This is a genomic window from Microcoleus sp. MOSTC5, from assembly GCF_036701825.1.
Lineage (GTDB): Bacteria > Cyanobacteriota > Cyanobacteriia > Cyanobacteriales > Microcoleaceae > Microcoleus > Microcoleus asticus.
In genome coordinates, this window is sequence record NZ_JAUBRK010000029.1 from 53509 (window position 1) to 73553 (window position 20045).

Genomic DNA, 20045 nt, shown 5'->3' on the forward strand with positions numbered 1-20045 from the left:
TTTTTTTAAGGTAAGGTGCGCCTAGCGCACTATATATTATAACTAGAACGGTGATTATTGAAACTTTAAATATTTTCGGGCTAAGCGAGTTGTTTAAGGTAAGGTGCGCAATGCGCACCAGACACTATAACTAGATAGGTAATTTTTTTAACGTTTAAATATTTGTTTCAGCCACATGGCAGTTAATATTCCCAAGCCCATCCAAATGGCAATAATTACAGCAGCCGCAGCCCGATTTATCGGTTTTCCTCGCTGTATTTGGGCGGCTGCTTTTTGGCGACACTCGGCTAAAACCTGTGGCGGAATCATCTTCAGTACCAGCCAAATTCCCACAGGTACAATTATCAAATCGTCCAAATAACCGAGAATCGGTATGAAGTCAGGAATTAAGTCGATCGGGCTAAAAGCATAGGCAACCGTAAGGGCTGCTAAAATTCTGGCGTACCAAGGTACTCTCTGGTCTATACTGGCTAAATAAACAGCGTAAGTCTCTTTTTTTAGTCGGCGGGCAACTTGTTTTAAGGATTGCATATAATAATGACTAATAACTAATGACTAATAACTAATGACTAATGACTAATGACTAATAATTTTTTTAGTTGCTAAAAATGTAACAAGCCGGATATTTAGCAATTTCAGTGAGAAGGTAAAGTATAGCATCTGTCGTATGTGAGGAGCATCAAGTTTATGAATTCAAATTTGCAACGTGGCGATCGCATTAATTTCCGCAGTCTGTTAACAGCGTTGTGTTTAACCTTAACTCTCGTCAGTTTCGCGGGATTAGATCCGGCGGCTGCTCAAGAACAGCGGATGAGAACGCTGAGTGTCACTGGGCGGGGTGTGGAAGCAATTCCGACAACCCAAACTCAAGTTGCTTTGGGGGTTGAGGTGCAGGGGAAAACGGCGGCCGAGGTGCAGCAGGAAGCGGCGAGGCGATCGTCCGCTGTGGTAGCATTGCTGCGATCGCGCCAAGTGGAAAAACTCGAAACGACCGGCATCACCCTGAACCCGACTTACAGCTACGAAAACAACCAGCAGCGCCTAACAGGGTATATTGCTACGAATACCGTCAGTTTTCGCCTTAATACTCAATCTGCTGGCACTTTGCTCGACGATGCAGTGCAAGCGGGAGCAACGCGAATTCAAGGTGTGAGCTTTGTGGCCGCCGACAGTGCGATCGAACAAGCTCAAAAACAAGCACTCAAAAAAGCAACTCAAGACGCTCAAGTGCAAGCGGATGCAGTCTTTAGCGCGCTCAACCTGAAGCGGGGAGAGATTCTGGGCATTCAAGTCAACGGTGCGAGCCCGCCGCCTCCTACTCCTATGTATCGGCAACTTGCTGGTGCTCGCGCTGCTGCTGATGCCACAACGCCAGTGGTGGGAGGAGAACAGCAGGTAGAAGCTTCTGTGACTTTGCAAATTGGATATTAAAATTAAATAGTTAGGGGTTGAACTGGCGACCTCAGCTTGACCCTAACTATTTCTCGATTATCAAGCAGCTTTGTCTACAAAAAACTTTAGCCGTTTTAACCACTTCTGCCAGTAGTCGAGCAAGTGTTCGCGTTCCAAGACAAATATTTCCGAATCTTCGCCCGGAAGAGCCACAACAATCAAAGCATTAACAATTTTGGCTCTTCAGTATATAATATGCTAAAGTTTTAGCTAAAATGCCATTTCAGTAAACATCGGGATTGAAAGTTTTAAAAAGTTCTGAATCCATAACCCGAACGTTTAATCAGTTTCAGCTTATTATTAATTTCCTCGACCACCCACTGGTTGTTCTACGATAAAAGTACGAAATAATTTCTTACAACCATATAATAATTATCTTCTGACTGTTTAGGAAATAATTTTGACGGGACAAAGCATTTCAATCTTTTAAAAGATATCCTCGTTTAATTGTCGAGGTTTTGTCAAATGGTAATGAAGGGTTCGATGGGGCGATAATTTGGCTGACTATCAAGAATTAGAAACGCTTCAAGAGTATGTGTTAATTAGCAAAAAACGGCAGAGGGTAGAGTGTTTTCGCCTTAATGCTGAAGGCTTGTGGGTTTTGTATTCCTATAATCAAGGAAGCGAACTACACTTGGCTAGCGTAGATTTCCACACAGGTATTGATGCTATTTATGAGGAGGTAATTTTTACTAAGGAAGATTCAGAAGCAGAATTTGATGAACTGCGATCTAAGGGATAAATGGAAAGTGCGATCGCACCTCGGTTCAGGAAGGGCGATCGCACTTGGGGATGAGGTTATGGTAAACTCAATCGCAAGTTTCTTGTCTAAGGACTTGATAAGTGTCATTAACGGCGAAAGGAAGCGATTACAGATCAACCTGTTAATACTGAGAGAATAGGTAATCCATCCGATGTCCAATTTTCTACAATATTATCCACTAACCATGTTTGCTCAAATCCTTGAAATATTTTGTCAATATCCTGTTGTTTGGTGAGATTTTGGAGAAACTCAAAAATTTGTTGACTCCTTTTGTCTGCAACTATCTCTAGTTGATCGTTAGGTATAGATGCAGCAAACGTTAAAACAAGAATAGAGCGATTCCAAATAGATGCACCAAGTCGATTAGTCAAAAGGCGTAGTGTTCGCTTTTCGTCTGGACGAAAACGAGTTTCGTTAAGCCTACTCACATAGATGGTTGCATAAATCTGAGCTAAATTAACTTTAGTCCGTACTAAAGATAGGTAGGCTTCATCACAGGCTTCGTCATCCTCGGCTAATCCAGGTGTATCGATAAGAGACACATCGCCTAGAGGAGTTTTGTAAGCATAATGCTCAACAATTTTTGTACAAGCTTCATACTCTGAAGTCTCAGCAATGTAACTACCAAACGCGGCATTGATAAAACTTGATTTGCCAACACCTGTTCGTCCCACTAGCAGGAATTTACGCATAGTTTACCAACGGAAAAACCCACCTAAAAATCCTATTGCTGCACCAATTGCACCCCCGATACCAGCACCGACAGGCCCAGCTATAGAGCCAATTGTAGCCCCAACAGTTCCTCCCATCGCTGCAAGCCCTAGCACCTCAGAAGTCTTATTTGCGACTACTGCAGCCTGCCTCTCATTAAGCTCAATAGGTGTATATGTTGGGGCTGGCTCATAAATTTTTTCTATTATAACTTCTCTTTCCTTATCAGGTCGTTTGACTCGCTCTACAGTTGCCATAAAAAATGGTGCTGCACCTTTAGCAGAAATTCTTGCATATATCTGCGTATAAAGTTCACCTAACCATTTTTGTCCATCGGGAGTTCTCTCACTTTTGTTATCAACTGCAACTGACGGAACGTTATTTGCTATTCCAATCCCAGTGTATTTAGCGATCTCTTTCCGAATGAGTTCCGTCCTTTTCTCCAATGCAATCGGATAGTCTGAGGCATTCTTTGCACCTGCAAAAGTAAATATAATAACAGCTTGTTCCCACATTTTTGAATTTAAAGCCTCAGAAATCAGTTTGATTCCTCGTTTTTCGTCATTAGTAACTCTTGTTTCATCTAAACGGCTGACAAACCACATAGAGTCAACATGGCTGACATCGGAACGCATCCGTTCTAAATATTCATAATCATTTCCAACTTCCTCAAGATCATCGCACAAGCCAGGAGTATCAATTATAGTGAAATTAATCCCATTGAGTTTATTCTCATACTTTTTAATATCCATTGTACAAGGTTCATAGTCACCGACTACAGCAATTGTTTTACCCATCAAACTATTTACAGTGCTTGACTTTCCAACTCCTGTACGACCAACCAATAGAAAAGTGAATTTTTTGCCCGGCGTTACTTGCAGTTTTTCCTTCAGAGTTTCTAACCACTTTTTTGCTTGCTCTTCATCATTGCTATTGAATACAGACATAGCTTGATTCTCCTAATTGACCAACGAAATAAACAACCTGGTATTCAATTCTCGCCATTAAATTACAGCCTTTAATTCCGTAAATATATCATATACATAATTTTTCATTTGAGTCTATGCTCAAGTGTAATCAAATGTAATTAATGTTACACAAGATCTCTACCGAAGAAAGTCACATTTTGTAATAGATATCAGAAAATGTCATAAAAAGTCTGATAAAATAAGCAAAACCACTACACCTACCCGACCAATGGACGTGAAAGAAGTCTTGAGATTTGCCGACGACCTGGTTTTCGCCAAGACGGGAGAACATTTGGAGGATCTGCAAAAAGCTATCCTGCTGGGTGTATGGGAAGGTCAAAAATACTCTCAAATCGCAGAAACATCATATTGTAGCGAAGGTCACATCAGAAATATCGCCTCAAAATTATGGAAGCGTTTATCAAATGTATTAGGTGAAGAAGTAACTCAATCGAATTTACGCTCAGCACTTGAGAGGAGACAAGTATTCATCGTTTCACAAAATTTTGGTAATGATTTTGTATTTTGTAACGTTAATGTTAGTACAGATAGTCAATCTTCAGAAATCCCAAAAACCCGATCGCCCTCCACCCCCACCTCCAACACATCCAAACCCCAAATCCGACTAGACTTAGCAGACGCGCCTCACATTTCATCATTGTCCGATCGCACATCCGAACTCGCCACCCTGGAAAAATGGATCGTCCAAGAAAAGTGCACCCTCGCAGCAATATCAGGAATAAGCGGCATTGGCAAAACCGCACTTTCCCTCCACCTCATCCCACAAATTCAGCATAACTTTGAATGCGTCATCTGGCGAAGTCTCCGCCACTCCCCACCCTTAGGAACTACCCTCAAAAGTATCCTAGAATTTCTCTTAAACAAACCAGAAATCGAACTCCCGACAAGCATTCCAGAGCGACTTTCCCTGTTAATGGAATATCTGCGAAAAAACCGCTGTCTCATCATCCTCGACGACGTGCAAAGCATTCTCAGTAGCGGACAACTAGCAGGAAATTACCGCACAGAATGCGAAAATTATAGCATCCTCTTCAGACAAATCGGAGAAACCACCCACAACAGTTGTTTAATCCTCAACAGTTGGGAACCTCCCAGAGAAATTACCGCCTTAAAAGGTGAAAATTCACCAGTTCGCACCTTGCAACTCAAAGGCATAGATGCAGTAGCCGAAATTTTCCGACAAAAAAGTTTACTCAATCCCGAAACATGGGAAAACCTAATTAACACCTATCAAGGCAATCCATTGTGGTTAAAAATAGTCGCCACCACCATTCAAGAAATATTCCGAGGCCGGGTTGCAGATTTTTTGAAATATGATAGGCTATTTCTAGGGGAAGAATTGGCAGCAACATTGCGACCGCAGATAAATCGTTTGTCAGAATTAGAGAAAAAGCTAATCTCCCAGCTCAGCCGCGAAGCAAATTCAGTTTCAATAGAGCAATTGCTACAAGATGCCGATTTATCGCCCTCGGAGTTATTCAACGGGCTGCAATCTTTGGGGAGGCGATCGTTAGTGGAAATAGAAGAACAGGAGAATGAAACGCTATTCAGCGTTTGTCCTGTGGTGAGACAATATGTAATATCAAATCCATTTAATTAGCCACGATATCTGTAGCGAGACGGCAATGCCGTGTCTCCCATTTTGAGGACACGGCATTGCCCTGTCCGTACCCGCAGCGATGATTTAATATGAAATATGAATACTGCTGAACCTTCATTAACTAAAACCGAATTAAGACGATCGCTGCTCAACACCCGCAAATCCCTATCAGCACAAGAATGGAGACAAAAGAGCGATCGCCTCTGCAACCGCCTGCAAAACTCGCCCTTATTCACCCAAGCAAAAACAATCCTCGCCTACTTTAGTTGTCGCCAAGAACCAGATTTAAGTCCCCTATTTACATCTTCTGTGAAGGAGGCCTCTTTCCTGATCAATTCTGGAGACAGGCAAGAAGCCTGTCCCACAAATGCCATTCTCACCCCTAAAAAATGGGGATTTCCTCGGTGTGTCGGCAAAGAGCTATCCTGGCACATCTGGCAGCCCGGAGATGCTTTACATAGTGGAGCTTATGGCATACTCGAACCACTGCCGGATGCTCCTAAAATAGACCACTTAGAAGTAGATTTAATCCTCGTACCCGCTGTAGGTTGCGATGTTCGCGGCTATCGCTTGGGCTACGGCGGTGGCTATTACGATCGAATGTTCAGTTTAGCTGAGTGGGAATCAAAAATTGCGATCGGCACAATCTTTGAATTTGCCTTACTCGCCCAACTACCAGTAGACTCGTGGGACAAACCGCTGCACGGAATTTGCACAGAAAGAGATTTGACAATCGTACAGCAAAAATCAAGAAGGTCGATCGAGCAATAAATTTTCAGTAATTATCCCTAGATCCATATTTATATATAGCAACCGTCAGGGCGGCGCCGGACGAAAAGCGCAATACATCTTCGATCGCCAAAACGTAAACAATTAAACCGATCGAGCTGACAGGGTGACAACCCCTTCAAAACCCGCACCAGTGGTGTATTGACCCAACTTGAACTCTCAAAAGATGGGGTCGAAATTATTAAGTCGCTCCATCTGTTAATTATGTTTCCTCAATCTTATCAGAACCATTTGGAGGGGTGACGACCAGCCCCAAAGCCTGAGGAGGTAAAGGGTGAGCTGATTTTTGGTAACAAAAGATAGGTAGCCTGTGTTATTACACGCTAGTCTATCTCAAAAAGTATGTTACCAACATTTGATCAGACCCACTTACAAAAACAACTGATCCAGACCCAATTTATTCTACTCACAATATTGCTCTCTTTAATACAATCCGAGAAACAAGTAAGATTAGAACGCCTCGCACTCATTATTGCCCTATCCCATTACAACTGAAAGTCTGCGCCGCAAATTCCCGATTTTTTTGGAAATACCTCAATTAGCGATCGCACACTATTTGGTTTCCCTTAATCACTTATTGGTTAACGCGACTCAAACAAATTTCCAGCCCAAACAGAGCATCGAACTTGCTATGTGTAAGGCGAATAAGTCACCATTATATTGCAGCCAACCGACAAATCGATAAGATATAGCTGTTCTAAAAGCTAACAAGGCAGAGCGTAAATATTTTCAAAGGTTTGTTATCCCAACGCCTTCTGAATCCTCCGGTTAACTGTTGCCAACAAATAAAACTGTAGGCGCAGAAAACTAATATCAAGTGTCTGTGAAGGCTTTTTATGCTTCTCAATTGATATTCTTTTAACCCTAACCAACATGAGATATTCACGGTAAAATACTTCCACCCAATTACGCCCTTGAATAAGTTGTGATTATCCCTTCTCCTGTCGCTTGGGTTCCGAGGGCATTAGTAAGTCGCTTCTGTCAAAAAATGGGCTCTACCGAACCTAGTATGTAAAAAAGTTAATAATTTTTATAAAAATTAACTATAAAATCTAAAAATTAGGCGCTGGCAAAGCAATTATATATTGACTTACAGGGCTTTTTGTTATTTAATAAAATCACAGCAGAGAAAAATTAAAATAAAACTTATACCTATGGCTTCCCATCCTCAACTTCATCTAATGACCAAACTTCTTAATATTGAGGGAGTGACAGTCAAAAGTTATCAGATTATTGAAAATATAGGAATCACAATTTGCTTAGATAATAAAAACAAAAAAGCCATTTGTCCCGACTGTGGTCAGAAAACTGATAAACTCCATCAAAATCATTATTATGTAGTGAGGGATTTGCCGTTTGGAGAGCAAAAAGTATATTTACAAGTAAATCGCCGTCAGGTGAGGTGTGAAGGTTGCCCAAAAAAATTTAGTGAAGACTTAGAATTTGTTAAAAAAACTAGAACCTATACAGAGAGGTTGAAAAAAAAGATTTTGTCAGAATTATTAGAAAGCGATGTCAAAAATGTGGCTCAAAGGAATGGAGTCAGCGAACAGGAAATAGAAACCATGTTAAAAGAATGGGGAAAGGAATTGAGCGGACAAAAACCATCAGGATTAAAAAGGCTAGGAATTGATGAAATTGCTCTAGTAAAAGGACAGAAAAATTATTGTGTGGTTTTAGTAGATATCGATAAAAAAATTATAGTAGGAATGCTCAAAAACCGAACTCAAGTAGACGTAAAAAAATACCTAGAAGCTTGGGGAGAAGAGGTTTTAGAGCAAATAGAAGAAGTCAGTATAGATATGTGGAAGCCTTATAAAAATGTCTCAGAAGATTTAATGCCACAAGCAGAAGTTGTGGCCGATAGATTTCATGTTATGAAGCAAGTAAATGAAGAATTAGATGGAGCTAGAAAAAAGATTAAAAAAGCAGCCGAAGCCTTAAAAAATAACTCGGAAAAATCGCGAAGACTCTCGGGAATAAAAAACAGTAAATATGTCTTACTAAAAAATGAAGAGAACCTCACTGAGATCGAAAAATCCAAGTTAGAATCAGTCAAAAAGGTTGCTCCTACATTACAAAAAATGCATCAAATGAAAGAAGAGTTTAGACAAATTTTTGAATCACCAAAAGATTGGGTAGAAGGATTATTGAGTTTAAGTGATTGGTTAAAAGATGCAATTTCCGTTTTCCCCAAAAGCTGTGGGACAATTATTAGGTGGATTGGAGAAATTATTGCGTATTTTGATCGGAGGACTACTCAAGGAGTTGTGGAAGGAATTAATAACAAATTAAAGCTCATCAAAAGAAAAGCTTATGGGTTTAGAAATTTTGACAACTTTATTCTTAGGAGCTTCTTACATTGGCATTTTGCTAGTTAGTTTTACATACTAGGTTCGGTAGAACCAAAAAATGGTGTAATTGGTGGTAAACCACTCCTACTGCGTTGTTTGACATCAGTGTTAAGTTTTTTCGCTCACGCAAGATCCAAAAATCCCACCAAATAGTGTCTCAACCCTTTTTTTGGGCTTGATGGCTAAACACATCATCGAACCGATCGCACCATTGCTCAAAGCATGGGGGCATGGCGTCAGGCGTGGTTTCTTTCATGGGTGTAGTTTGACGTAAAATGCTTATCCTATATGCGTTATAAGCTCTTTACTCTTATTTCATTGTTTAAGTCCCGCTAATTGTTCCAGCGCTGCATTGGTTTCAATGTTGTGACTTCCATCACTGGTAACACGGACTTGGTTCACCCAATACTTTCAGTATTATCACTGAAAAAAACCAGCACCATCACTTGCTCTCCGGAGAAACCAGGAGATGATTAAGGTGTCGAGTTCAAAACAATCCCATGTCTCCAGTTAACCTTCTCCCCGGCGCTATCAACGAATTAATCGCCACTGTCACCGATACTCACCGCCTTACTAAAGCTGACCGCTACGGCATGATGGCTGCCATCCTCGATGAGTCCATCAGCGAAGAAGAACGCGGCTCGCTCGATCGCCTGATTCGCTCCCTGGTCAAAGGTCGGATTCAAGTCAGTGATGAACTTTCCATCGTCTCGTAAACAGAAAGCTGGTTGAGAACTCGATACTCTACAACAGCTTTCCATTAGAAAAGCTTAGACAAGTCACTTATATAACTCTCTAGGGATAGCTTTTTGTATAATGCTTTTGACATAGACGATTAGCGTTGGCAACTTCATCAACATTATGACGGATAGCATCCAGCATCTCATCGAGCCGCACATTCAAGATTTGGGTGGATTCCAAGCCCGCCGCCTGCTTCCCTCAAACGTTCTAGCACTGGTAGGCCCGTTCATCTTTTTTGACCATCTCGGTCCTGCGGTGTTTCCACCCGGTCGCGGCGTGGATGTCAGACCGCATCCACACATCAACTTAGCGACCGTCACCTACCTGTTTGAAGGGGTTTTGATCCACCGCGATAGTGTCGGCAGCGTTCAAGAAATCCGTCCCGGCGCGGTGAACTGGATGACGGCAGGGCGAGGCATTGTCCACTCCGAACGCACGCCCCAGGACGAGCGCAGTAAAGAAGCCATCCTGCACGGCATCCAAACCTGGATAGCACTTCCCGACGAACACGAAGAAACCGACCCCTGGTTTCGGCACCATCCAGCAACCGATCTGCCTACTTGGGAGGATACAGGAGTTTCGTTCACCCTGATTGCGGGTGATGCCTATGGTCGCACTTCCCCAGTTCAAATATTTTCACCCATGATTTATCTGGACGTGCAACTGACTCCTGGAAGAGAATTTACCTTACCGGGCAATTACAGCGAACAAGCGGTTTACAGCGTGACAGAGGGGCTTGCGATCGATGGAGTGCCTTTAGAACAGCATCGGTTGGCGGTTCTAACTTCAGGCACATCGGCAAACATTTCTGCTTCAGGCACGGCTCGGTGTATTGTGATTGGCGGTGAACCTGTCGGCGAGCGGCATAAGTGGTGGAATTTTGTTTCGAGCCGGCACTCGCGCATTGAGCAAGCTAAACTCGATTGGAGAGAGGGACGGTTTGCTCAGGTTCCTCAAGAGACAGAATTTATCCCGCTGCCAGAAGAGCCGCCTGCTCAAGAAGAACAGCCATTGTGAATAGCCCCAGCCATATCAATTAAGGAACTGTTTTTTGATTCAGAATCCGGTCTTTTCTCCTCCACTTTTAGCGGATATTATTCCTAAACCTTGGATGGCGTTAGGCGTTAAGCGCGGAAAAAAGAGCGATGGCGCGGGGCATAGCAAGGTATTCGGGAACCTTTTTGGCAATCGACCTCCAACTAAGTTTCGTTACTGTTTAAAGAATATTTTTAGCGAACACGGAAACGCGATCGCCCCTACCCCTGCACATCCTTTAATATCATGTCCGGTCGATTGACAGTGATACGATCTTGAGAAACACCACCCCTTCAGATCGAGAATGCCAAGACGAATTACGATCGCACCTCATCTGATCCCAGAAGAGCTTGATGGCTCGGGTAGTCATAAATATGTAGTGGTGGCTGGTAGTTGCCAACTAAAATCCCAGCTATTTTCAAGTTAAAACCTAAAAAAATAGATGTCATAGCTTGAGAAAAGCTTATTAAACCTATTAATTGTTCTTATTGATTAAACTGCTCACAAATGTTATTCTGTGAAAAAAAGCAATTTCGTAGGTTGATGTAAATTAACTGGCTATGGAAGATTTTTTGAATTTCTTAAATCGCCGACCTTGTTGTCCCTACTGCCAAGGGCAACAAACCATAAAAAATGGCAGTACCCACAACAAAAAACAAAAATTTAAGTGCAAACAATGTGGCAAGCAGTTTGTTGAGCATTCAACAAAAAAGAAAATTTCTCAATAAACTAAGAATTTAATAGATAAACTTTTCTTAGAAAAAATTTCTCTCGCTGGAATTGCTCGTTCGGTCGGGGTTTCTCCAACTTGGCTGCCAAATTATGTAAATAATAAATACGCCCAAACGCCTCAAAAACTCAAGGTTTCAGAGAAAGCTAAAGGAAAATTAATCATTGAATGTGATGACTTATGGTCTTTTGTTAGTAGAAAAAAAGATAATCAACACGCTCGTCTGGCTGGCTATAGACAGAAAAACTAGAGAAATTGTTGGAGTTTATATTGGAGAGCGCAGCCGGAGAGCGGCACAAAAGCTTTGGGAATCTTTGCCGCCTGTTGAGCGACAATGTGCGGTTTGCTATACGGATTTTTGGGTATCTTATGAAAAAGTTATTGCCTCAAAACGTCACAAACCCGTTGGCAAAGAAAGTGGTAAAACCAGTCATATTGAAAGGTTTAATAATACTTTACGCCAACGAGTTTCAAGACTTGTAAGGCGAACTCTTTCTTTCTCAAAAAAATTAGAAAATCATCTGGGAGCCATTTGGTATTTCATTCATCACTATAATGAATGTAGAGCCGGGTAATATCCCCGATCACTACATATTTATGACTACCGTTTTTTTATAGCTTCCAATAGTTTGGAAACTTTTTAGGTCGTAGACTGAAACCCTTGATTTACGGCTAAGCAGATGGATTGCCGAATCGACCTGAAACCCTTATTCTACAGTTGCCAATCACACACCATCCGAAGTATTGATAGGAATAATTGACAATAGCCTGCGAGAGCTTGCTGCATAGCCTTTATAGGCTAGCAAATAAAAATGTGTGTAGTGGGGGCCGTCGGTTCAAACCGCGGCGCTTTGCTCGACAAAACCCGCCTAATTAAGCGGGTTTTGTCGTTTTTGTAAATATTTTCACTCTTTGGCAATGATTAAACAATCACTCTCCACTTTAGACAGCATATCTGGAAAAGCTGATGTGTATTTGCCATCTTTGTCTACAATCCTGCGGAGTGTATATCCGCTGTCAGGAGGTCGGCCGAAAAACGAGTTTGTGCGATGCCAGATATCTCCATTCGGAGTGCTCGGATCTCGATCGATCAAAAAATCTACCAGCCACTGCGGCACAGACCATCCAAACACTATCGGCGTAATGTGCCCGTGCTGCAAAGTTGCATCCGAGAATCGGAACAAGTAGCTGAAGCGAGAAAATTTGACAAAATAAAGTAACATCCGTCCCGCCATTGATGAATGAAATGTCCAGATAACAGGGTCAAAAACGCGCAGCAATAACGTCCGTTCGTCAGCATTCCAGTCTGAACTGTACATCGTCAGACAATCGTCTGGTAAAACATTCCCGTCCATAAAAAAGATACCTTGCAGGACTTCGGGTAACTCCGCTGGATGTTCTACTTTCATCCAATTCGCAATGTCTTTTAGTTGCTTTTCTTCGATTAACATGGTATTATCTATCCTCAAAATAGTTGTGTTTTGGTTTCGTGTTAGATACCCCCTTTATTTCTTAGTCGTTCGATCAATAGTTTGGATCGGTTTCAACCGCCGATTCTGATACCAGTTTTCAATCGGATGAAATACAGTTTGAAACACCGCGAGTGCCTAAGTCCCTACCCGATATCTGCGATCGAGCTTTTGGATTAATTACCCGTGCAAATTAGGCTCAGAGGCTCGGCGCACTTTGCCTACCGTACTCACCACATCCACCAGCATCTTGAGTGCTATGTCTTTACCGGGGCAAATCCGTCCCGCGCTGCGATCGCCCACCGAATGAAAACCCATATGAAAAGGGCAGAGATTCTCCCGCTTAGCGTTGAATTCGTATACCGTAGAGCCCCAGAAACTCTCGTCTAGCAGCCCCAGGCTGAGCGGTATCAGTACCTTGGTTCCGGTAGGGAAAGTGCGCTCTTTGCCCGCTACCGTTGCGGTGAAAGGCTCTGTCGCGACTCGGTGGGTGGCGCTGACGGGGGCCCAGAGGCGGGCGCATTCCAGGAGGAAAAGCTCGATCGACTGGCGATCGTCCAAATCGAGCCGATCCCAAAAATCAGTCGGGTTAATTTCGGCCGTCTGCTGTCCTTTATAGGCGGGGAGAGGGCGGTATCCCATTGCCGTGTAGCCTAGGTGCAGTGGGCCTTGCAGCCCCGCTATCCCCATAATTGATGTCATCAGCTTTGCCAATTCCCGCTTAGTCATGCCATTGTTTTCCGAGATCTCCTCGAAGTCGGCTAAAGCTGGGGAATTTTCATAGATAGTCGCTGCACGCTCGATTAGAGCGGACAAATCCCCGTGTCCAAAGAGGTTCAGGCTTTGCAGCAGGTTGCCGATGACGGCGAAGTAGTGCAGCGGGCTTTGGCGGGTGTAATGCAATTCGGTGAGGAGTTCGATCGACTCTGAATCGTCTGGATTAATCGCAAAGATGACGTAGTGCAGATATCGGACTAAAAATCCCATCCAACCGCGCTTGACATCGGTAAAAAATGCTCCCCCCGCACCGTGCGACATCTCGGCATAATCTGCTGCTAGCCGATCGAGCAACCTTCTGCTGATTTCGTCCCCCTGGCGATCCGTTGTCGCACTGTTGAACAGATATTTCTGCATACAGCTTCGGAATGCTGCGTGGTTGCTGCTATCTTCAGTTTCGCGATCGGACAAAGACAGTAGAAAAAGGTTTCTGCCGCCGACATCTTGGTTGGGCGCGCGATCTGGATCGAGTACAGAAGTACCAAGCCGCCATCCGCGCGCCTGGGGGGATGTGAGTGCTTTTTCTAGGGTGTCAAACTCTCCCATCACGACTTGCCCCGCGCAGCAAAAGTTGGCTCCGAAAGCCAGCCGTTTTACTTGCAAATAGGTGGGTTCGTTGGCAATCAAACCCTCAATCAGGGCGATCGGCGGTAGCATCGTTTTGCTGAGACTTTCTTGCGGGTTTTGCAAAGCCCAAACCTGAAACTCGTTCAGGGCCGGGTTCATCAGCGATGAGAAAATAGTATCTAAATTTAGGTTCATCATAATTCCTCCGAGAATCCTTCGCCATAACGCGCTTCGCATTTAGCAGCAAGAGGGTATTGAGCGGCAATTGAGCGGGATTGAATACCCGCTTCATTGCCCAAATCAGTAAGTATAACTATAGCCATTTTTCTTTGTGCACGCAGTGGCAATATAGAGATAGTTTTACTGAATATGTCTGCGCTCAAGTCTAGCCTTTTTCCGGAGATTGAGTGGAATTTATAACGATTCCTCGTAAGTAGATATACTTTCTACATATAAAGTATTAGACCCAATCTCTGAGAGTCGCAAATAAACCGTAGTTATGTGCGACTACTTGCTATTAAATTTAGCCAAAATCGGCGACATTAATTAGACTGGACGACACCCAATTGAGAGCGGCTACAATTTCTCTGGTTGCTGAAAGACAGATGAAAGTTGTACTGTTTTCTTGAGTAATTAACAGTTGGGAGAAAGTAAGATTGTTGCCTAGAGAAAGCAAATCTTTAGTATCTTCTTTTTTGCGTTCGCGCCCTGTCGCACTTTGAAGATTCCGCAAATAAGCGAACAAACCAGGGCTTTTTGTCCCGTCACGCAGCGTCACCTAATTATTGTTAATGAATTTCAGCAAGTCATCGTCGCTCATCCCTTCATCATCAGCAGCCCAATCACGCCAGCGGTACGGAGATTCAATCAGCGGTTTGTACTTATCAACTCTTCCCTCTAAAAAGGCTTCTTCTTCTCTGATATTTTCCGCATCATCTAATAGCTTGAGGAAAAGAATCCAAGTGAATTGGGGTAAACGGTCTAATTCCCCATTCATTCCCTTATCTTTCCGCATGATGTCACGCGCAGACTTAATCACGCTGCCGAGGCGCTGGGCAGTGGTGACGGTTTTATCGTTTTTGGAGGTAGTACGTTTTTGCATTAGTTTTTATATTTATTTATTTATTTATTTATTTATATACAGAATTTGTTTCAGCTAAAGTCACACTTCCTTGTTGATCAAGCAAGAAATCAACTATTTCTTCTAGAGTTGATTCATCAACTCCCCGAGAACCTATTAATCCTTTTTTTATTAAATCAATAAATAATTCATTATGAAATCCATGTGGTATGTCTTTTGTTCTTATATGTCCTTTTTGTTGTAGGCAATACTCTAAATACTCTGCTGGCACATAAATGCCACTAACTAACTGATTATCATACCTGAGTTGGGTAGGCTGGCATAGTTTAAAATAAAAAGGGAGTGGGTTTAGCCGATAATCTTTTACACTGTTTAAAAGGGTAGGGTTTTTAAACCTATCCTTCAAAGTATTCATTCGATCTATAGCTTTTTGATATTGTAAATCTCGTCTATAGATATTATTGCCTTGTCTATCTTTTTCCCATACCTTGTATTGAACCATAATAAATAAATTAAAAGTGTGATTATAGAACAAAAAATCGACTCCTAAAACCCGTTCATATTCATCTCTATTTACGTTCGTAATTGTTAATCGGTGTTCTCCTTGAACAAAAGTTCGAGTATTAGGCTTTTTTTTCTTTTTGTCTTCAAACCAATTACGAAATTTTAATTCCATTGAGCCTAAATCATGGACAATTAAATTGTCTTCCTTCTGTCGTTTGTCTTCCTTCTGTCGTTTATCTTTTACGAGTGCAAAGTAATTTTATGGTCTTTCAATTATTTTTATATTAGTTTTTAACTCTACATCTGTATTTATTCCAGCCAAGCTTAACGAAAGCTGAAGTGTATCTTTCTGGTGAGACATAATCCTGTATTCTTCTCGCTCAATACTCTTTTCGTTGGTTTCTAATATCATTTTTTCAATGTCTTTGCGTAAATTATGATTGGCTTCTTTAACTAATCCTATTAGTTGTGACCAAATGCTAGCTTCTATTTCATATTTATTGTAACTATCTTGATATCCACCTAAAGGCAAACCAAGCAAGGATAAAGAAGGGTCACAGCCTTGAGCCACAAGCTTTGATTGTAGGGAGTGAATAGGAAAATCTTCGAGTTTCAAAAAATTGTAAAAGCTCAATTGAGATTTTATGACCGAATCTTTTTTGTTTCTCTTGCCTTGAGAAACTAAGACCGCATAGTTAATATTTTTTTCATCAAGCGAAAGAAAATAAAACTTAACTGTATTAACTGTAGGCGCAATCCTAAAAGGTACAGTTTCGGTATACTTCCCATCATTTTCTATGATTTCTTGCACTAGGCTTTTATTATCTTCTAGGACAGAAAATATGCAGTTATTGATTATCGATTCCATATTATTATTAAGCTAAATACAACAAACTCTGCAACTTCTCGACTGCCTGCTTCAATTTATCTCTCCCCCCAAATTTAGCGGCAATTTCCCGCACGTTGCCATACTTCTCAACCGCTTTCACCTTCAGAGCTGCTGGCATTATCAACTGCTGCGGCCTACCTTGAGCATAAATCCCAAATCCCAAATCCCAAATCTAAAATCTAAAATCAAATGACGCCCGCTCAAGTTCCCCACGAGTACAAAAGCACTTTACCGGAAACCTGCGGGCGTCAAAATCAAGCAAACTTAAATCTTAGAAAAGACCCAGCGTGAAAGATTTGTCGATCGGGAAAATAGCACCAATACCCAACCATAGAGTTACCGCAGTTCCCAACAGGAAAACAGTAGTAGCAACAGGGCGGCGGAACGGATTTTGAAACTTGTTAACGCTTTCGATGAACGGAATCAAAATCAAGCCAAGGGGAACAGCAGCCATGCAAGCAATACCCAACAATTTGTTAGGCAAAACCCGCAGGAGTTGGAACACAGGCCACAAATACCATTCCGGCAGAATTTCCAGCGGAGTAGCAAAAGGATCAGCCGGTTCTCCAACCAAAGCCGGGTCGAGTACAGCCAAACCGACGCAAAGAGCAAACGTTCCCATGATTACTATAGGGAAAACGTAGAGCAAGTCATTAGGCCAAGCTGGTTCGCCGTAATAGTTGTGACCCATGCCCTTAGCGAGCTTAGCGCGGAGGTCTGGATCGCTCAAATCTGGTTTTTTGATAATAGACATAGTGAGAGTGTTCTCCTTTTAGTTTTACCCGGGCCTGGGATTCCGCTGTATTCGTTAGTCTGAATCAGCGGCGCGATCGCAGGAAGTATTGACCGTAAATAAATATCATGAGTGATGAATTCTGAATTTTCCACTCAAAATGCAGCGGGGGGCAAAAAAATACCGCCCCCACAACTCAAAACTTACAACGGGCCAGAGATACCTTGCTTGCGAATCATCAAGAAGTGAGCCAGCATGAATACTACAATCAGCCAAGGCAACACAAAAGTGTGCAAGCTGTAGTAGCGAGTCAAAGTGCCTTGACCGACGCTGACACCGCCGCGCAGCAGTTCAACCATCAAAGAGCCGACAAACGGGATGGCTTCGGGGACGCCCGAAACGATTTTAACCGCCCAGTAACCAATTTGATCCCAAGGCAGCGAATAGCCGGTCACGCCGAAAGAAACAGTGATGACTGCCAAGATTACTCCTGTCACCCAGGTTAACTCGCGGGGCTTTTTGAAGCCGCCGGTCAGGTAAACCCGGAAGGTGTGCAAAATCATCATCAGTACCATCATGCTGGCAGACCAGCGGTGGATGGAGCGGATCAGCCAGCCGAAGTTGACTTCATTCATCAGGTATTGCACTGAAGAAAAAGCTTCTGCTACCGTAGGACGGTAATAGAAGGTCATGGCGAATCCGGTGGCAAACTGGATCAGAAAGCAAACCAGAGTAATTCCGCCCAAGCAGTAGAAAATATTGACGTGCGGGGGTACGTACTTCGTAGTGATGTCGTCGGCGAGCGCCTGAATTTCCAGGCGTTCCTCAAACCACTGGTAGGTTTTTGAGTCGGTGATTTGTTTAGAAAACATGGAGCCAGAATTCCTAAAAGAATATTGCTGTGGTTGAGGTTCAGGGCAGCAGCCACAAGGTTTTTTGTCGCCCCGCGCCGAGCAGCTTGCTTTTACTAGCAAATGCCTGAGGCTATTTTTTAAATTTGGAGCTGACGAAAGGAACTCTATTGTGCGATCGCCTGCAAGCCCTGGGAAACTAAGCGGTGGCTTGTCCCTACTCGCTGGCGTTGCCCGATCGAATTCCAGACTGTGATAAAAAATGTAACATAATTGCTGTGCAAATTTCACGCGAGCGATGCTTTTGCCGAGTCTCAAATACCATTTTCTGCAAGCTCAACATTCGCCCCAAGTTGGCATACAGCCAAGAGCCGAGCCCAGAACCAAAGTCCGAGCCGGCCAGCGGGTCGCTGGGGCGTTAATTTTAATATTAATGATAAAACTTCACTAATTTTGCGATTAAATGTTACATTTAACTAATTTTTTGTTGGCGGCGGAGGTTTGACGAATGCCGAATGCTTTGGGGATATTTAAATGCGCAAAAGCTTAAAAGCCTACAAACTTAAAATACAGGAGATGCAATACTTGCCTATCTTTTACAGAAAAATCATGCACAGACGAGTTTTCCAGATTGCTATTTTACTTTTCCTCCAAGTCGCCCTGGTTCTAGGCCCGTGGGCCGGGCCTGCGGCGGCCCTAACTCCAGAACAGCAGCTTTTGAGCGAAGCTTGGCGAATTGTCAATCGCTCTTATGTGGATGACAAATTCAACTCTAAAAACTGGTGGTCGATTCGCGAAAAAGCTGTCAAGCAACCGCTCAACGACAGACAGCAGACTTACACGGCTATTCAGGGGATGCTGGCGAATCTCGACGACCCCTTCACTCGACTGCTGAAACCCGAACAGTACCGCAGTTTGCAGGTCAACACTTCCGGAGAATTGACGGGAGTTGGGCTGCAAATTGCGATCGACCCCCAGACAAATACCCTGACAGTGGTGGCTCCTTTGGCCGGCTCACCGGCGGATAAAGCCGGCATCCAACCCCTCGATCGGATTCTGAAAATTGATGGCACTCCTACCTCAGAATTGAGCCTAGACGAGGCTGCAACTCGAATGCGCGGCCGCATCGGCACTCCCGTTACCTTGACCTTGGGGCGCGAGGGAAGGGACGCTGCTGAGGAAATTAAGCTAGTGCGCGATCGCATTGCTCTGAATCCGGTTTACGCCGAATTGCAGTCGGGGGCGGACAATGTACCGGTGGGCTACATTCGCCTCAGTCAATTCAGCGCTAACGCCACTGAGGAAGTCGCTCGCGCGATCGACAGCTTGGAAAAACAAGGAGCCGCCGCCTACATTCTCGACCTGCGAAACAACCCGGGCGGACTGTTGCAAGCAGGGATTGAAATTGCCCGCTTGTGGCTAGATTCCGGGACGATCGTCTACACGGTTAACCGACAAGGCATTCTCGGCAGTTTTGAAGCCTCAGGACAGGCATTGACTGGCGATCCGCTGATTGTTTTGGTGAACAAGGGAAGTGCCAGTGCTAGCGAAATTTTGGCTGGTGCGCTGCAAGATAACGGCAGAGCTCAACTGGTCGGAGAAAAGACATTTGGTAAAGGGCTGATTCAGTCGCTGTTTGATTTGTCTGACGGTTCCGGGTTAGCCGTGACAGTTGCTAAGTACGAGACGCCGAACCACACAGATATTAACAAACTGGGGATTTCGCCCGATCGGGTCGTGCCTTTGGAATCCCTTGCGCGCGATCAAATCGGCACCGCAGCAGACTTGCAATATCAAGCTGCACTGCAACTACTGAAAGAAACAACCGTGCTGGCCAAGTCAGTATAAGCCGGAGTTTGAAGTTTTGAGCTTGCAGCAGGGCGTCAATACACAGGTCTGAGTTTCGGTCGCAATGACAGACAAGAACGATCCTCAAAACTCTTTAACTCAAAAGTCATATCACGTCCGACAGATTCATCTGTCATTGTTCGCTGTACGAAGCAATGACAT

Annotated in this window: 22 protein-coding genes and 4 pseudogenes; 9 read left to right on the forward strand and 17 right to left on the reverse strand. The window is 43.4% G+C overall.

Translation table 11 applies throughout. The features are described 5' to 3' along the window. Positions 1–147 precede the first annotated feature (147 nt). The gene (locus QUA54_RS17475) at positions 148–531 is read right to left on the reverse strand and encodes a YkvA family protein (protein ID WP_333415611.1); all 384 of its coding nucleotides are present in this window, start codon (positions 529–531) and stop codon (positions 148–150) included. A 156-nt stretch (positions 532–687) separates the two neighbouring features. On the opposite strand from QUA54_RS17475, the gene QUA54_RS17480 reads away from it, so the two are divergent. Further along, complete coding sequence (locus tag QUA54_RS17480) at positions 688–1431, forward strand: SIMPL domain-containing protein (RefSeq protein WP_333193148.1); 744 nt, start codon at positions 688–690, stop codon at positions 1429–1431. Between the two features lie 269 nt (positions 1432–1700). Here QUA54_RS17480 and QUA54_RS17485 read toward each other — a convergent pair. Beyond that, a pseudogene (locus QUA54_RS17485) lies at positions 1701–1807 on the reverse strand (transposase); the annotation flags it as partial. 141 nt (positions 1808–1948) lie between these two features. Between QUA54_RS17485 and QUA54_RS17490 the strand changes: the two are divergent. After that, positions 1949–2194 (forward strand): Uma2 family endonuclease, encoded by a 246-nt coding sequence (locus QUA54_RS17490; protein WP_333415612.1) that lies wholly within the window; start codon positions 1949–1951, stop codon positions 2192–2194. 134 nt (positions 2195–2328) lie between these two features. On the opposite strand, the gene QUA54_RS17495 is transcribed toward QUA54_RS17490, so the two are convergent. Together QUA54_RS17495 and QUA54_RS17500 are read right to left on the reverse strand one after the other, a co-directional pair. Beyond that, positions 2329–2907, reverse strand: coding sequence for a GTPase (locus QUA54_RS17495; protein WP_333415613.1), 579 nt, complete (start codon positions 2905–2907; stop codon positions 2329–2331). A gap of 3 nt (positions 2908–2910) precedes the next feature. Then, the gene (locus QUA54_RS17500; protein WP_333415614.1) at positions 2911–3873 is read right to left on the reverse strand and encodes a GTPase; all 963 of its coding nucleotides are present in this window, start codon (positions 3871–3873) and stop codon (positions 2911–2913) included. A gap of 250 nt (positions 3874–4123) precedes the next feature. Between QUA54_RS17500 and QUA54_RS17505 the strand changes: the two genes are divergently transcribed. Then, the gene (locus QUA54_RS17505) at positions 4124–5515 is read left to right on the forward strand and encodes an NB-ARC domain-containing protein (RefSeq protein ID WP_333415615.1); all 1392 of its coding nucleotides are present in this window, start codon (positions 4124–4126) and stop codon (positions 5513–5515) included. A 96-nt stretch (positions 5516–5611) separates the two neighbouring features. Next, complete coding sequence (locus QUA54_RS17510; RefSeq protein WP_333415616.1) at positions 5612–6286, forward strand: 5-formyltetrahydrofolate cyclo-ligase; 675 nt, start codon at positions 5612–5614, stop codon at positions 6284–6286. A gap of 609 nt (positions 6287–6895) precedes the next feature. Here the strand turns inward: QUA54_RS17510 and QUA54_RS17515 are convergent. Beyond that, positions 6896–7231: pseudogene (locus tag QUA54_RS17515) on the reverse strand (IS701 family transposase); the annotation flags it as partial. A 227-nt stretch (positions 7232–7458) separates the two neighbouring features. Here QUA54_RS17515 and QUA54_RS17520 point away from each other — a divergent pair. After that, positions 7459–8685 (forward strand): ISL3 family transposase, encoded by a 1227-nt coding sequence (locus QUA54_RS17520; protein ID WP_333415617.1) that lies wholly within the window; start codon positions 7459–7461, stop codon positions 8683–8685. 25 nt (positions 8686–8710) lie between these two features. On the opposite strand, the pseudogene QUA54_RS17525 reads toward QUA54_RS17520, so the two are convergent. Beyond that, positions 8711–8914: pseudogene (locus QUA54_RS17525) on the reverse strand (IS701 family transposase); the annotation flags it as partial. A 244-nt stretch (positions 8915–9158) separates the two neighbouring features. Between QUA54_RS17525 and QUA54_RS17530 the strand changes: the two are divergent. Next, positions 9159–9374 (forward strand): hypothetical protein, encoded by a 216-nt coding sequence (locus tag QUA54_RS17530; protein WP_172190416.1) that lies wholly within the window; start codon positions 9159–9161, stop codon positions 9372–9374. A gap of 145 nt (positions 9375–9519) precedes the next feature. Then, a complete protein-coding gene (locus QUA54_RS17535) occupies positions 9520–10416 on the forward strand; it encodes a pirin family protein (RefSeq protein ID WP_333204674.1) in 897 nt (298 codons plus the stop codon). Positions 10417–10751: 335 nt separating this feature from the next. Here QUA54_RS17535 and QUA54_RS17540 read toward each other — a convergent pair whose 3' ends face one another. Beyond that, entirely contained in the window at positions 10752–10883 is a 132-nt protein-coding gene (locus tag QUA54_RS17540) for a hypothetical protein (protein WP_333415618.1), read from the reverse strand. A gap of 111 nt (positions 10884–10994) precedes the next feature. On the opposite strand from QUA54_RS17540, the pseudogene QUA54_RS17545 reads away from it, so the two are divergent. Continuing rightward, positions 10995–11739: pseudogene (locus tag QUA54_RS17545) on the forward strand (IS1 family transposase). A gap of 330 nt (positions 11740–12069) precedes the next feature. Here QUA54_RS17545 and QUA54_RS17550 read toward each other — a convergent pair. The 10 genes from QUA54_RS17550 to petB form a co-directional block, all read right to left on the reverse strand. After that, on the reverse strand, positions 12070–12615 hold the full coding sequence (locus tag QUA54_RS17550) for a hypothetical protein (RefSeq protein ID WP_333415619.1): 546 nt from the start codon (positions 12613–12615) through the stop codon (positions 12070–12072). 198 nt (positions 12616–12813) lie between these two features. Next, positions 12814–14175: a cytochrome 450 gene (locus tag QUA54_RS17555; RefSeq protein ID WP_333415620.1), complete on the reverse strand. Its 1362-nt coding sequence runs from the start codon at positions 14173–14175 to the stop codon at positions 12814–12816. Further along, the gene (locus QUA54_RS17560) at positions 14172–14300 is read right to left on the reverse strand and encodes a hypothetical protein (protein ID WP_333198348.1); all 129 of its coding nucleotides are present in this window, start codon (positions 14298–14300) and stop codon (positions 14172–14174) included. The genes QUA54_RS17555 and QUA54_RS17560 overlap by 4 nt, the downstream gene beginning before the upstream one ends. Before the next feature lie 200 nt (positions 14301–14500). Then, positions 14501–14755 carry a hypothetical protein gene (locus QUA54_RS17565; RefSeq protein WP_333415621.1) on the reverse strand — a complete coding sequence of 85 codons (255 nt, stop codon included), beginning with the start codon at positions 14753–14755 and terminating at the stop codon, positions 14501–14503. Beyond that, positions 14756–15079, reverse strand: coding sequence for a type I restriction-modification system subunit M N-terminal domain-containing protein (locus tag QUA54_RS17570; protein WP_333415622.1), 324 nt, complete (start codon positions 15077–15079; stop codon positions 14756–14758). 28 nt (positions 15080–15107) lie between these two features. Beyond that, the gene (locus QUA54_RS17575) at positions 15108–15734 is read right to left on the reverse strand and encodes a hypothetical protein (RefSeq protein WP_333415623.1); all 627 of its coding nucleotides are present in this window, start codon (positions 15732–15734) and stop codon (positions 15108–15110) included. Positions 15735–15821: 87 nt separating this feature from the next. Beyond that, positions 15822–16430 (reverse strand): hypothetical protein, encoded by a 609-nt coding sequence (locus tag QUA54_RS17580; protein ID WP_333415624.1) that lies wholly within the window; start codon positions 16428–16430, stop codon positions 15822–15824. Positions 16431–16437: 7 nt separating this feature from the next. Beyond that, positions 16438–16569: a hypothetical protein gene (locus tag QUA54_RS17585; protein WP_333280253.1), complete on the reverse strand. Its 132-nt coding sequence runs from the start codon at positions 16567–16569 to the stop codon at positions 16438–16440. Positions 16570–16722: 153 nt separating this feature from the next. Beyond that, complete coding sequence (gene petD, locus QUA54_RS17590) at positions 16723–17205, reverse strand: cytochrome b6-f complex subunit IV (RefSeq protein ID WP_172190422.1); 483 nt, start codon at positions 17203–17205, stop codon at positions 16723–16725. Positions 17206–17387: 182 nt separating this feature from the next. After that, on the reverse strand, positions 17388–18056 hold the full coding sequence (gene petB / locus QUA54_RS17595; RefSeq protein ID WP_172190423.1) for a cytochrome b6: 669 nt from the start codon (positions 18054–18056) through the stop codon (positions 17388–17390). Positions 18057–18644: 588 nt separating this feature from the next. On the opposite strand from petB, the gene ctpA reads away from it, so the two are divergent. Next, positions 18645–19883 (forward strand): carboxyl-terminal processing protease CtpA, encoded by a 1239-nt coding sequence (ctpA, locus tag QUA54_RS17600; protein WP_333415625.1) that lies wholly within the window; start codon positions 18645–18647, stop codon positions 19881–19883. Positions 19884–20045: the final 162 nt, after the last annotated feature.

What these genes read in the sequence shown, in the direction of transcription:
- QUA54_RS17475 (WP_333415611.1), bottom strand. Translation starts at nt 531, where the DNA reads ATGCAATCCTTAAAACAAGTTGCCCGCCGACTAAAAAAAGAGACTTAC.
- QUA54_RS17480 (WP_333193148.1), top strand. Translation starts at nt 688, where the DNA reads ATGAATTCAAATTTGCAACGTGGCGATCGCATTAATTTCCGCAGTCTG.
- QUA54_RS17495 (WP_333415613.1), bottom strand. Translation starts at nt 2,907, where the DNA reads ATGCGTAAATTCCTGCTAGTGGGACGAACAGGTGTTGGCAAATCAAGT.
- QUA54_RS17500 (WP_333415614.1), bottom strand. Translation starts at nt 3,873, where the DNA reads ATGTCTGTATTCAATAGCAATGATGAAGAGCAAGCAAAAAAGTGGTTA.
- QUA54_RS17505 (WP_333415615.1), top strand. Translation starts at nt 4,124, where the DNA reads ATGGACGTGAAAGAAGTCTTGAGATTTGCCGACGACCTGGTTTTCGCC.
- QUA54_RS17510 (WP_333415616.1), top strand. Translation starts at nt 5,612, where the DNA reads ATGAATACTGCTGAACCTTCATTAACTAAAACCGAATTAAGACGATCG.
- QUA54_RS17520 (WP_333415617.1), top strand. Translation starts at nt 7,459, where the DNA reads ATGGCTTCCCATCCTCAACTTCATCTAATGACCAAACTTCTTAATATT.
- QUA54_RS17530 (WP_172190416.1), top strand. Translation starts at nt 9,159, where the DNA reads ATGTCTCCAGTTAACCTTCTCCCCGGCGCTATCAACGAATTAATCGCC.
- QUA54_RS17535 (WP_333204674.1), top strand. Translation starts at nt 9,520, where the DNA reads ATGACGGATAGCATCCAGCATCTCATCGAGCCGCACATTCAAGATTTG.
- QUA54_RS17540 (WP_333415618.1), bottom strand. Translation starts at nt 10,883, where the DNA reads ATGACATCTATTTTTTTAGGTTTTAACTTGAAAATAGCTGGGATTTTA.
- QUA54_RS17550 (WP_333415619.1), bottom strand. Translation starts at nt 12,615, where the DNA reads ATGTTAATCGAAGAAAAGCAACTAAAAGACATTGCGAATTGGATGAAA.
- QUA54_RS17555 (WP_333415620.1), bottom strand. Translation starts at nt 14,175, where the DNA reads ATGATGAACCTAAATTTAGATACTATTTTCTCATCGCTGATGAACCCG.
- QUA54_RS17560 (WP_333198348.1), bottom strand. Translation starts at nt 14,300, where the DNA reads ATGGCTATAGTTATACTTACTGATTTGGGCAATGAAGCGGGTATTCAA.
- QUA54_RS17570 (WP_333415622.1), bottom strand. Translation starts at nt 15,079, where the DNA reads ATGCAAAAACGTACTACCTCCAAAAACGATAAAACCGTCACCACTGCC.
- QUA54_RS17575 (WP_333415623.1), bottom strand. Translation starts at nt 15,734, where the DNA reads ATGGAATTAAAATTTCGTAATTGGTTTGAAGACAAAAAGAAAAAAAAG.
- QUA54_RS17580 (WP_333415624.1), bottom strand. Translation starts at nt 16,430, where the DNA reads ATGGAATCGATAATCAATAACTGCATATTTTCTGTCCTAGAAGATAAT.
- QUA54_RS17585 (WP_333280253.1), bottom strand. Translation starts at nt 16,569, where the DNA reads ATGCCAGCAGCTCTGAAGGTGAAAGCGGTTGAGAAGTATGGCAACGTG.
- petD (WP_172190422.1), bottom strand. Translation starts at nt 17,205, where the DNA reads ATGTCTATTATCAAAAAACCAGATTTGAGCGATCCAGACCTCCGCGCT.
- petB (WP_172190423.1), bottom strand. Translation starts at nt 18,056, where the DNA reads ATGTTTTCTAAACAAATCACCGACTCAAAAACCTACCAGTGGTTTGAG.
- ctpA (WP_333415625.1), top strand. Translation starts at nt 18,645, where the DNA reads ATGCACAGACGAGTTTTCCAGATTGCTATTTTACTTTTCCTCCAAGTC.